The organism is Collinsella aerofaciens, from assembly GCF_040915425.1.
In the GTDB taxonomy this organism is placed as follows: Bacteria; Actinomycetota; Coriobacteriia; order Coriobacteriales; family Coriobacteriaceae; genus Collinsella; species Collinsella aerofaciens_BW.
The window spans coordinates 1-12,492 of the sequence record NZ_JBCPDN010000065.1; the positions used below are offsets into that span (position 1 = coordinate 1).

General features: G+C 59.4%; 8 protein-coding genes and 1 pseudogene. 5 read left to right on the forward strand and 4 right to left on the reverse strand.

Annotated features, from left to right (window positions below):
• Positions 1-993: pseudogene (locus AB5164_RS08510) on the reverse strand (UDP-glucose--hexose-1-phosphate uridylyltransferase); the annotation flags it as partial.
• Positions 984-2,189 (reverse strand): galactokinase, encoded by a 1,206-nt coding sequence (locus tag AB5164_RS08515; protein ID WP_195445006.1) that lies wholly within the window; start codon positions 2,187-2,189, stop codon positions 984-986. The pseudogene AB5164_RS08510 and the gene AB5164_RS08515, both read right to left, overlap by 10 nt.
• Positions 2,190-2,572: 383 nt before the next feature.
• Between AB5164_RS08515 and AB5164_RS08520 the strand changes: the two genes are divergently transcribed.
• The gene (locus AB5164_RS08520; protein ID WP_052044120.1) at positions 2,573-3,559 is read left to right on the forward strand and encodes a LacI family DNA-binding transcriptional regulator; all 987 of its coding nucleotides are present in this window, start codon (positions 2,573-2,575) and stop codon (positions 3,557-3,559) included.
• A gap of 129 nt (positions 3,560-3,688) precedes the next feature.
• Positions 3,689-4,849 carry an FprA family A-type flavoprotein gene (locus AB5164_RS08525; RefSeq protein ID WP_368142836.1) on the forward strand — a complete coding sequence of 387 codons (1,161 nt, stop codon included), beginning with the start codon at positions 3,689-3,691 and terminating at the stop codon, positions 4,847-4,849.
• A 74-nt stretch (positions 4,850-4,923) separates the two neighbouring features.
• On the opposite strand, the gene AB5164_RS08530 is transcribed toward AB5164_RS08525, so the two are convergent.
• Positions 4,924-5,727, reverse strand: a complete 804-nt coding sequence (locus tag AB5164_RS08530) for a DeoR/GlpR family DNA-binding transcription regulator (RefSeq protein WP_196032999.1) — start codon at positions 5,725-5,727, stop codon at positions 4,924-4,926.
• A gap of 334 nt (positions 5,728-6,061) precedes the next feature.
• Here AB5164_RS08530 and AB5164_RS08535 point away from each other — a divergent pair, with 334 nt between their 5' ends.
• Positions 6,062-6,919, forward strand: coding sequence for a class II fructose-bisphosphate aldolase (locus tag AB5164_RS08535; RefSeq protein ID WP_022095149.1), 858 nt, complete (start codon positions 6,062-6,064; stop codon positions 6,917-6,919).
• Positions 6,920-7,727: 808 nt separating this feature from the next.
• Here AB5164_RS08535 and vsr read toward each other — a convergent pair.
• A complete protein-coding gene (gene vsr, locus AB5164_RS08540) occupies positions 7,728-8,717 on the reverse strand; it encodes a DNA mismatch endonuclease Vsr (RefSeq protein ID WP_368142837.1) in 990 nt (329 codons plus the stop codon).
• 148 nt (positions 8,718-8,865) lie between these two features.
• On the opposite strand from vsr, the gene AB5164_RS08545 reads away from it, so the two are divergent.
• Together AB5164_RS08545 and AB5164_RS08550 are read left to right on the forward strand one after the other, a co-directional pair.
• Positions 8,866-9,651 (forward strand): ABC transporter ATP-binding protein, encoded by a 786-nt coding sequence (locus AB5164_RS08545; protein WP_276550570.1) that lies wholly within the window; start codon positions 8,866-8,868, stop codon positions 9,649-9,651.
• On the forward strand, positions 9,641-11,878 hold the full coding sequence (locus AB5164_RS08550) for an FtsX-like permease family protein (RefSeq protein WP_368142839.1): 2,238 nt from the start codon (positions 9,641-9,643) through the stop codon (positions 11,876-11,878). Before AB5164_RS08545 ends, AB5164_RS08550 begins: the two co-directional genes overlap by 11 nt.
• Positions 11,879-12,492: the final 614 nt, after the last annotated feature.

Sequence of the window (12,492 nt, forward strand, 5' to 3'; positions counted from 1 at the left end):
CTGTAACACGGTACCGATGACCTGGTCAAAGCCCGGCACGCTAAACTGCGAGACCTCGGCGGCGTGCATCATGGGGAACTCGTGCGCGCCGCCCTGGAAGTGGTCGTGCGACAGAATCGAGCCGCCCACGATGGGCAGGTCGGCGTTGGAGCCAATAAAGTAATGCGGGAACAGGTCCACAAAGTCGAGCAGGCAGGTCAGACCCTTGCGGTCGACGTGCATCGGACGATGCTCGGAGCTCATGGCAATGCAGTGCTCGTTAAAGTACGCGTACGGGCTGTACTGGAAGCCCCAGCGCTCGCCGTCGAGCTGGATGGGGATGACGCGCAGATTCTGGCGGGCGGGGTGAGCGCCGCCGTCGGCTGCGGCGGAGCGTCCGGGATAGCCCTCGTTTTCGATGCAGAGCTGGCAGGCGGGATACTTCTCGCCCGTGTTCTTAGCTGCACCTGCCGCGGCGATATCGCGCGGGTCCTTCTCAGGCTTGGACAGGTTGATGGTGATCTCCAGGTCGCCCCAGTTGGTGGGGGTGCTCCATTTGATGTTGCGCGCGATGGCGGCGCGGCGCACGTAGCCGGCGTCGCAGCACAGACCGTAGAACCAGTCGGTCGCGGCGCGGGGCTCGTTGACGCCCATGCGGCCGTTGAACTCCTCGTTTACAACCGAAGGCCTCGGCATGAGCGCGCCCATAATGCGCATGGCAATGCGGTCGCGGCCAGACGCCGTGTCCTCGGCGGCGCCGTTGGCAACGGCAGCCTCGGCAAGCGCAGCAAGCGTGCCTTCAAGGTCAAAGTTGGGCAGGGTATCGGGGTGCAAGAGCGAGAGTTTCTCGACCTGGAGCGCCCAGGCCATGTCGAGCGCCGGGCCCGTAGCACCGATGCACTCGAGAATGGTGTTATACGCCCAGATGCGATCGTCCTGGCCGATCATCGATCGGTGGATAGCGTACTCGATCAGGTTCTGCGCGGCCTCGCGCACGTCAGTCATTACAGCCATGCCGCGTAAGCCCCCTTGTCAGAAATTGCGTAGTGGCGGGCAGAGCCCTCGCCCAGCCAGCCGTTCATCTTGGTGATAAAGGTGTCGACCAGGTCGAGCGGCACGAAGGCCTGGATGGTGCCACCAAAGCCGCCACCGTGGATACGGACGGCGCCACGGCCGTCGAGCACGTGCTCGGCCAGTGCCAGGGCATACATCGAAGGCTGCTCGGAGCCCAGCTTGGCAACGACATTCTGCAGGTACATGGCAGAGCTGGCGCCGGACTCGCGCGTCAGGACCAGGAACTGATCGATGTCGCCGGCGTTCAGGGCAGCCCAGCGCTTATCGACCAGGCCGTTTTCGTACCAGTAGTGAACGGCGCGCAGGCAGGCGCGGTCGCCCAGCTTGGCGCGCAGCTCGGGGAGCTTGGCGTCAAAGTCCGCCACGTTTACCTCGCACAGGCGTGCCTTGCCAAACTCGGCAGCGACGTCCTGCATCTCGCGCGGAACGGCGGCGTAGTCGTCGGTGGCGGCCACGTGGTCGGCACCGACCTTAACGAGCACGAGCGCATAACCGTGATCCTCAAAGTTGAGCTCGAGCTTCTGGGTTTTAGGCTGAGCCTGATCCTCAAAGTCCATGTAGGCGAGGCCGCCCAAGCAAACGGCGGCCTGGTCCATCAGACCGCAGGGCTTGCCGTAATAGTTGTTCTCGGTGCGCTGGCTCATCTGGGCGAGCGCGACGGGCTCGATGGCGGGTGCGTCCCAGAGCGTCTCCATGGCGCGACCGTATGCCGCCTCGACAGCAGCGGAGCTCGAAAGACCGCCGCCCGAGGGGACGGAGCAGGTGAAGGCAAAGTCGAAGCCCTGGGGCTCAACGCCCAGAGCAGCGATTTCGTGGGCCATGCCGCGGACGAGGCTCGCGGACGTGCCCTTCTCGGACTCCTGAACGTCTAGCGTGTCGAGCGCGATTTCAAACGTGGGATAGCCCTCGTCGGCTACGCGAACCTTGTTGGAATCGGTTGCCACGGCGATGCCGTCGACGGCGACATCGAGCGAGCCGGCGATAACGTGGCCACCCTCGTGGTCAGTGTGGTTGCCGCTGATCTCGGAGCGGCCGGGCGCGTGCACGTAGAGCACCTGGCGGTCGCCGATGGGGCCAAACTCCTCCTCGAACAGCTTGGTGAGCGTGGCGAATGTCTTTTCGTCGGGGGTGGTCATGGGAGTCCTTTCCTTGGCGCGCCCGGGTGGGTTTTGCGTCGTTATGAGTACGTTAACAACTTAAAGCGGCATGAACCAAGTGTTCACGATACCGCACGTTACGGGCTATGTTAACGTACTCATAACACATCGCTTGTCACTTTTTGAGAATCTGGTAATCGGTAGAAATTCAGCCGTGAACGGTACTACCGTATGGACTTATAAAGCAGAAGAGATGCAGATAGAAAAAGTAGAGTACGTTAACATGCGTCCGACGATAGCGGGCCTCGGCGCGGGATGTATTTCTGCCCGGGCCGGCATTCACGCTATTCAGATCTCGCAAGGGTGAAGGTGATCCTGTGGCAAGGCGCCCGTCCAACGATACCAGTTCGCGTCCGGTCTCCATGGCCGACGTCGCCCGCGCTGCCGGCGTTTCGCAGCAGACGGTTTCGCGCGTCGCCAACGGCTTGCCTAACGTTAACGAGCAGACGCGCCAGCGCGTACAGGCCGCTATGCAAAAGCTCGGCTTTCGTCCGAGTTATGCCGGTCGCTCGCTGCGCGACGGCCGTTATCATTCGGTCGGCCTGTGCGTCAACGATGTCACCAAGTTCGGCAACCTCTCAATGATCGACGGCATCGCCAGCGCTGCTCGCGAGCATAATTGCGCCATCACGCTGGTCGAGATGTCCAAGACCGAGGAGTTTTCGCTTGCCGAGGCCACGCGTCGTATGGCCGCATTGCCGGTGGACGGCATCATCATCGGCATGAGTCGCATGGCGCCCGATTTTGAGACGTTTGATCCACTGCCGGGCATTGGCACGGTCATCGTTACCATGTACGCGCACCCGCGGGTGACCACGGTCGATTCCGACCATTACGGCTGCTCGCTATTGCTTATGGATCACCTGTTTGAGCTAGGGCACGAGCAGATTCGCTATATTGGCGGCCCGTCATTCTCGGTCGACGAGCAATTTCGTCGCGCCGGTTGGCAGGATGCACTCGAGCGTAAACACATCGAGCCGGCAGAGCCGCTCGAGGGCGACTGGTCTGCCAACAGCGGCTACGAGGCCGGCAGGTACCTGGCCGAGCACGATCGCACCATGACGGCGATTTACGCGGCAAACGACCAGATGGCAAATGGCGCGATTGCAGCGCTGCGCGATAGCGGCCTGCGTGTGCCCGAGGACGTGAGCGTGGTGGGCGTCGACGATTCGCTCGATGATTTTGTGGCACACAACGAGCTCACGACCGTTCGATTCGATTTGCATCAGCGTGGACGCGAGGTGTTCGAGCACGCGGTTCCCAAGGCGGGGGCAACGGACAAAACCGTTGCCATTCGTATTCCCGGCCAGCTTATCGTTCGACATACCACGGCAGCTCCGCGCACATAGTTTTTGCAGGTCAATGGCGATATATTCCGCCTCAATAACAATCGATAAGGATGCTGGCAGATAGCCGTGGCTATGAAGACGAGTGCTATGATAGACGGGCTCTTTTGTCTATCTAGGAGGCTTTGCCCGATGGAGATCACCAAGGATATCCGCTACATTGGCGTTAACGATCACGACATTGACCTGTTCGAGGGCCAGTACGATGTGTCCGAGAACGGCATGGCATACAACAGCTACGTTATCTTGGGCGAAAAGATCGCTGTCGCCGATTCAGTCGACGGCGGTTTTGTTGACGAGTGGCTCGGCAACCTCGAGGCCGTGCTCGATGGCCGCACGCCCGACTACCTGATCGTCCATCACATGGAGCCCGATCACTCCGCCGGCATCGCCGCCTTTATGGAGCGCTATCCCCAGGCGCAGATTGTTGCCAGCATGGGCGCCTTCCGTATGATGGCCAACTACTTTGGCACCGACTTCCCCGAGCGCAAGATGGTCGTCAAAGATGGCGACGTGCTCGACCTGGGCGGCCACAGCCTAACCTTTGTCGGTGCCCCCAATGTTCACTGGCCCGAGGTGCTCTTCTCCTACGAGTCCACCGACAAGGTGCTCTTTAGTGCCGACGGTTTTGGCAAGTTTGGCGCCAACGACATCGAGGATCCCGAGGGCTGGGCTTGCGAAGCGCGCCGTTACTACTTTGGCATCGTCGGTAAGTTCGGCAAGTTCGTGCAGGCCGTCCTCAAGAAGGCCGCCGACCTGGACATCCAGATTATCTGCCCGCTCCACGGCCCCGTGCTGACTGAGAACCTGGGCTACTACCTCGACACCTATAACACCTGGTCGAGCTATCAGCCCGAGGACGAGGGTATCACGATTGCCTATGCGAGCGTGTACGGGCATCTGAAGGCTGCCGTCGAGGAGCTCGCATCTGCGCTTGAGGCTCGCGGCCAGAAGGTCTCCGTCTTTGACCTGGCTCGTGACGACATGGCCGAGGCCGTTGAGGATGCGTTCCGCTACGACCGTCTGGTGCTCGCCTCCATCACCTATCAGGGCGAGATCTTCCCGTGCATGAGCACCTTCATCCATACGCTCGCCGAGCACGCCTACCAGAACCGTACGGTGGCGCTCGTCGAGGCCGGCTCTTGGGCACCCGCGGCTGCCAAGGTTATGACCAAGGAGCTCGAGGGCATGAAGGACATCACCCTGACGCAGAACAAGGTGACTGTGCTGGGCTCGCTCAACGAAGCCTCGCGCGCCCAGATCGAGGCCCTCGCCGACGAGCTGTCCAAGTAGCGACACGCTCACTTTTGACGCTCAGCCATCACAACCACCACAAAGGGGACAGGCACCTTTGTGGTGGTTTTTGTTTAAGCGCCGGCGATGATGAGGGCTGGACGTGCGCTGTCGGTGGCCTCGGCGATTGAGGTGGCGACGGCATGATCGGGGTCACGGTCCATCACGATGGTGTCGACATCAGTCAGCTCGGCAAAGCGGTACATGCCGCGTCCGTTAACCTTGCTAGCGTCCATGAGGGCGACGCTTTGATGGGCTCCGGCGATCATAGCTGTTTTGGTCTCGGCCATCTGGGGAAAGTCGGTCGTAAAGCCGCAGCCGGGAACAAAAGCGCCAGGGCACATGACGGCAAGATCGGCGTGGACCATTTGGAGAGCCTGCATGGTAAGTGGGCCGTACAGATAGCGATGACCTTTGCGCAGTGCCCCGCCCAGCATGACGACATCGACCGAGGGCATGCTCTCGTCAATATAATCGGCGATGGTAATGTCGGCCGTGATAACGGTGATGCCGTCGCGCTGATCAAGGAGCCGGACGAACTCAAGCGCCGTGGTGCCCGAGTCGACGAGCAGCGTGTCGCCGTCATTGACGAGCTCGATGGCGCTTTGCGCGATGGCCTGCTTGGCGGCGACGTTGACATTGATGCGGCGATCCTGCGTGGAGACGGTCAGGCGCTTGTGAAGCGAAACGGCACCACCATGTGTGCGGCGCAGCTTGCCTGCTTCGGCGAGCGCGTCCAGGTCGGCGCGGGCGGTGACGGAGGACACGCCAAAGGTCTGGGCGATTTCTGCTACCTGCACCGAGGCGTTGTGCTCGAGCATTTCCATGATGGCGGCGCGGCGTTCGTCGGCAAAAGCACGGTTGGTAGCTTGGGTCATGTCTGCTCCATTCTCGGCTAAATTTGCAGGAATTGTGTTGACTCTATTTTCGTTCATTTTCTTTTTGAGTAAGAAAACACCTTTCGATTACTTATCTTTTCTATAAAAGAAAGACGCTGAACGCTCAAAATTCAATATCGAACACGCCCACTCGGCTCCAATTCCTTCCGTTTACTTTTCAAAAACGACTGTATTGACCTGCATGGGCTCAATATCTCGCACGTGCAAAGCCGCTGAATTTCATACAATGAGCGCAGTAAAACGCAAGGTAAAACGCCTTGTGAACAACTACGCCCGATCTCCAGATGCGGGCGAGGGAGAGGAGCAAACGCTCATGGCACTTGTTACCACCGAAAAGATGCTCAAGGACGCTCAGGCCGGCCACTACGCCGTCGGCGCGTTCAACGTCGAGAACCTCGAGTTTGTTATGGCCGTTCTGGCCGCTGCCGAGGAGACCAAGTCCCCCGTCATCATGCAGACCACCCCGGGCACCATCAAGACCGCTGGTCTGGACTACTTCTACGGCATGGTCAAGGCTGCCGCCGAGCGCGCTTCCGTGCCCGTCGCTCTGCACCTCGATCACGGCGATGGCTATGACCGCTGCATGCAGGCTTTCCGCACTGGCTACACCTCTGTCATGATTGACGGTTCGCACGAGTCTTTCGAGGACAACATCGCTCTGACCAAGTCCGTCGCCGACGCTGGCCGCGCCATGGGCGTGCCCGTCGAGGCCGAGCTCGGCAAGGTTGGCGGCAAGGAGGACGACGGTCCTGCGGTTGAGGGCGAGAGCCCTTACACCGATCCTGCCGAGGCCAAGGAGTTCGTCGAGCGCACTGGCTGCACCTCGCTGGCTATTGGCGTTGGCACCAGCCACGGCGTGTACACGAGCGATCCGCACATCGAGCAGTCCGTGGTCAAGGCTATCCGCGACGCCGTCGACGTGCCGCTGGTTCTGCACGGCACCTCCGGTGTGCCCGATGAGCAGGTTGCCGAGGCTGTGAAGAACGGCATCTGCAAGGTTAACTACGCCACCGAGCTGCGTCAGGCCTACACCAAGGGCTTCATGGCCTACATGGCCGAGAACCCCGCCTGCTTCGATCCCAAGAAGCCGGCCAAGGAGGGTATGCGTGAGATCACCGAGCTGGTTAAGATCCGCATGACCAACCTCAACTCTGTGGGCAAAGCAGAGTAACAGCAAGGGTACTCCGACTCGCTACATATCCCGGGGAGGGACGAGGGTTTAGTTCCCCAATCGTCCTCGGGCATGCAAAAAGCCTCGCTGCGCACTTCGTGCGGCGAGGCTTTTTGCCCCCTGCGGAAAGATTGGGGAACTAAGCCCTCGTCCCTCCCAGGTTGACCTACTCGAGGTCGTCGCCCTTGTGGCGTTGGGCGGAAAAATGATAAAACCTTTCGCGCTGCGGAATGATTTTGGAAACTAAGTACGGGGACCCGCCCAAGCCGTCCTGCTCGATCGCCCTTGTGGCGTTGGGGCGGAAATGGGTGGCGCGTTAGGGCTACTTTGTTGATGAGGGGTTAGTATGCCCGGGCTTGGTTGGGGAATGACTTGTTTAGGGATGATTGGAGCTTTTCGAAGGATGCTCGCAGGTTGAGTTCCTGGTCGGTTGAGCGTTTGGCTTTTTTGGTGGGGGAGTCGAGGAGACCGTCTCTTTGTGTCGGGGGGGGGAAGGAGAAAAGGTCAGCATGTTTTAGGGATGGCTGCTGTGCTGCGTCATTGGAAGAATGCATGCTTATGCGGCCTCCTCGATGTCCACCAAAAGGTTGCGCACGGGGTGTGCTGCTAGGTCCCGTGCGTTGGCAGTATTATGCCGCGGCTGTTGCAAAGAAGCGCTAAAGAAAGGCTTAATGAGGTTTGATGTAACGATGAAACCGCAGGTCAAAGCTATCGGGTAACACTCTTGAAAGGTTTTGAGCTTAAGGGCTTTCTAAGGTTTGTGGCGCGGATGTGGCGCGCCTGTGTGGGGCGTGTGGATGGCTCGTTCTTAGCGCTGCGGCTCTGCGGCCCGCACCCGCTCGATGACCTTTTCCATGGTGGCATCGATGCGGTCCTTTTTGAGTTCGCATTCCCAGATGGTTATGGGCGTCCAGCCCATTTGAGTGAGTGCCGCCACGGCGGTGCGGTCGCGCTCGACGTTGCGACGGAACTTGGCCTCCCAAAACTCAACGTTGCGCTTGGGCTGGCTAGGGTTGCACTTGGGGCAGCGGTGCCAAAAGCAGCCGTTGACAAAGATGGCGATCTTGCGCCCGGGAAAGGCGATGTCGGGCTTGCCGGGAACTTTCCATTCCAAGCGATAACCCGTAAGGCCCGCTGCGCGCAGGCGCTGTCGTACGAGTAGCTCGGGCTTGGTGTTGGCACGCTTGTTGCCCTTCATGGACTTTTTGATGGCGGCGCGGCGGCGCACCAGTTCACGCTCGTCGGCGGAAAGGTCCGAGGTATCGATGCCGTCGAGCAGACCGGGCTTGGGACGCTTTTTGCTGCGGCGCTTAGGTGCGCGCTTGGGCTTGGTGGCGGGCTCGTCGGCCGTGGTGGCCTCGGCGTCGTTGGCAGTGCCGTTGGCCTCAAGCCGGTCTTCTTTCAACTCAATCAGGGCATCAATGAGCCCCTTGTCGGCGGGCATCCACTCAACGGTGGCAAGCGAGGTGCGTGGAATCCAGCGGATATCGAGCTGGCGGTCATGTTTCTGGGGCTCGCCAGACTCTTTGGCCAGCGAGCAGTAGTAACACTCCATCGAGAGATGGAAATCGGGGTAGTCGTACTCAACGGTATAGAAATCGCGCAGGTTGGTGACTTTTACCTGCAGTTCTTCCATGAGCTCGCGGCGTACGGCGTCCTCGGGCGTCTCGCCGCGCATGAGCTTGCCACCGGGGAACTCCCAAAGTCCCTGCATGTCGCCGTAGCCGCGCTGCACGGCAAGCAGCTCGTCAGATCCATCCTTGCGAATGATCCCAGCGGCAACATGAACAGTCTTCAACAGGAGTCCTCTCTCAACATCAACACGTGGCAGGGTAGCTACCCGTACCTTACACAACGGTAAGGCAAGCGTAAGCCATATCGATGGTAGCCGACTCGTCTTCTTGCGACTATAGATGCCGTAGACTAATCGCAAGAAAGGACTCGGTATGCAAAGCACGCACATGGCGACCCCGGTACTGGAGGTCGCGCATCTCGAAAAGGTATATGGAGCGCTGGGCAACGTGACCCGCGCGCTCAACGACGTCAGCTTTACTGTCAACCGCGGCGAATTTGTTGGCATCATGGGCGCTTCGGGCTCGGGCAAGTCAACGTTGCTCAACTGCGTGTCGACCATCGATAGCGCCACAAGCGGCACCATTCGCATAAACGGGCAGGACGTTACGCGCATGAAGCAGGCCAAGCTCTCGCAGTTCCGCCGCGAGGAGCTCGGCTTTATCTTCCAGGACTCCAACCTGCTCGATACGCTCACGGCACGCGAGAACATCGCCTTGCCGCTCACCATCGCCCGCACAAACTCGGCAGAGATCTCGACCCGCGTGCAGGATGTGGCAGCGCGCCTGTCCATCAGTCAGGTGCTCGACAAGTATCCCTACCAGATGTCCGGCGGTCAGCAGCAGCGCGTTGCCGCGGCTCGCGCGCTTGTCACCGACCCCACCATGATCATGGCCGACGAGCCCACCGGCGCTCTCGATTCCAAGAGCGCTCGCCTGCTGCTCGAGAGCCTGGAGGCCCTTAACCGCCGCCTACGCGCCACCGTGCTCATGGTCACGCACGACAGCTTTGCCGCCAGCTACACGAGCCGTGTGCTGTTTATCCGCGACGGCAAGATCTTCACCGAGCTGCGCCGCGGCGACACCGACCGCCGAGAGTTTTTCGACCGCATTATGGAGGTCGTTGCCATGATGGGCGGTGAGGGCTCCGATGCTCTGTAAACTCGCTTGGGGCAACGTCCGCCGCGCCGGCCGCGACTACCTCGTCTACCTTTTGACGCTCACCCTGGGCGTCACGGTCTTCTATGCCTTTAACACCATCTCGATGCAGGTCGACATCGCCGGCATCGATGAAAAGGGCTTGGCGCAGGTTATGGGCAGCATGCTCGGCGACCTGACGTACTTTTTGGCCGGTGTCATGGCCTTTTTGATGGTGTATGCCAATAACTTCATCATGAAACGCCGCAAGAAGGAGTTTGGCCTGTACCAGGTGCTCGGCATGGGGCGCGGGCGCGTCGCCACGATCATGGCGCTCGAGACCGTGATGGTATCGGTCGTGGCCTTTGTCGCCGGCATTGTGCTGGGTGTGGGACTCTCCCAGCTCATGACGTTCTTTACGGCCTCGCTCTTTAAGACACAGATCGCCAATTTCCACTTCTTTTTCTCGGTGCATGCGTTCAATCTGACCCTTGTCTGCATGCTCGTAATGTTTGTGCTTACGCTACTGCTGAACCTTCGCGCCGTGCGTCGTACCAAACTCATCGAGCTTATGGGTGCCGAGCGTCGCAACGAGAGCATCAAGACACGCAACCCCTGGATCGCGATTGCCATCTTTGCCGTGGGCGTGGTGCTTGTGGACGTGGCCTATTACCGTCTGCTACGTGATGGGTTCCCGCTAACCGCGACGGACAGCAAGCTGCAAGAGGCCATGACCCAGTTTGGTATTACGACCGCTATGGTTACCGTGGGCACCTTTGCCCTGTTCTGGGGACTCTCGGGCATGCTCATCAAGCTGCTGCAGAGCCTGCGCGGCGTGTATTGGCGCGGCCTCAACATGTTTACCGTGCGCCAGCTTGCGGCCAAGGTCAACACGGTGTGCTTTTCGATGGGCGTCATCGCGATGCTCCTGTTTTTGGCCATCACTTCTGTGACGTGCGGTATGTCGATTGCCAACGTGATGAACGAAAACCTGGAGCGCTATAACCCTGTTGATGTGTCTCAGACGTATGTCTATTACACGCCCGAAACGCTCGACTACTACAAAGAGTATGTCAATCCGTCTGAGGCCGATCGCATGGTGCTGGCCGATAGTACGGTCGATTTGTACTCCGCATGGCACGGCGATCGTATCGATCACGATAACGTTGCAGACGGTATTAAGGGCAAGTCGGCGGACAACAACGACGAGACCGCCAAGAAGGTCAATATCGCCGATGTTGCCGGTGAGCATGTGCAGATCGATTCGTATCTGAGTTACCCGTTTAGCGGTTCGGATCCTTCGGTGACCCCAAGTGAGATGTGCAAGATCATGGGCGAAAAGCTTCCCAAGGCGTTCGGGGGTAGCAATGCCGATGCGATGGGTCTGTTTGTGACGCCGGCGAGTCAGTACAACAAACTGCGTCAGATGATGGGCGAGGAGCCGGTGCACATCGGTCACGACCAGTATCTGCTCACGTGTGATATGGGCGGCGAGCTGGTCGACCTGTACACCAAGTATATGGCTGGCGGCCATGCCCTTACCTTGGGCGGGCATGAGCTCAAGCCCGCAACCGATAAGTCGGACGAAGATACGGCGGCCATCGCCAACTCGGCGATGGGCAGTAATCCGGGTACCGTCGTCGTTGCCGACGAGCTGCTGTCCCAACTTAATCTGCAGCCGTATTCCAGTAGCCTGCTCGTTAACTACAAACAGGGGATGGATACGACCGAGGCAGACGAGAGCATTAAATACACTCTGCTCGACAATCTGCTCGTTGACGGCAAGGAGCCGGGGTTGTGGGGAACCTTCATCACACGCTCCGTGATGTACACGCAGGCAGCGCAGATGAACGGCTTGATTAGCTACCTAGCCATCTACATCGGCTTTGTATTGGTCGTTGCATGCGCGGCGATTCTGTCGATCCAGCAACTCTCCAACGTGGCCGACGGCAGCCGCAGCTATCGTGTGCTGGCGCAGATCGGCTGTGACGACCGCCAGATTCGCCATTCGGTGATGGCACAGCAAGCGGTATTCTTCCTGTTCCCGCTGGCAGTGGGCCTGGCACACTCCTTTGTGGCACTTAAGGTGATCATCGAGCTGGTGAGTATTTTCGGAAATATGAGCATCGGCGGCACCGTTGGCCTCACCTGTGCAATCTTCCTGGCAGCTTATGGCGGCTACTTCCTGGTGACCTATCTCATGAGCACCGGCATGGTACAAGCTGCCATCGCCACCCGCTACAGCGAGTAACAAGCGGGCAAAATCGTCACAAAATCAGAGGCGTATGACCGCCGCGAAGGGACCAGGGGCCTTTTCGCGGCGGTTTTTGCCTACCTGGTGCGTCTCAGATACAAGTGAGTAGACTTTTTTGAACCTGCCGAGCACATCGCGACAAATAATCGATGAAACCGCAGGTTAGAGCTGTGGCGTTTTAGGGTGTGCTCGGCCTTCTGCAAAAAGCCTACTCACTTGGTTTTTCTGCTAGAAGACCGCCACGAGGGAAGGCAACTCCCTTACGTCGGTTTGGACGTTTGCCCAGATAAAACCTGCCAAAATAAACCTGTTCCTTTTTTGCAGGTGGTTTCAACTGAACGGCGGGCGGTGCGGCTTGGGTGTGCGGGCTCACAATCTGGGGAAACCAAACGGATTGGGGGCTTGTATGATCGATTCGAAGGGAAACGTGCGATCCGAGGGCATGTTTAACAGAGTGCGCCTGGCCCCCGAAGCCCGGCGCGCATGCGATACGCGAGGGTAGTCGTTGGGGACGTTCTTAAACGACTGGTCAAACAAGAACGTCCATTACAGTCGAAATTGTCAGCCTGGGACTGTCTCGGGCTACGATTGAGGCGCGCCCAGAACGGGCC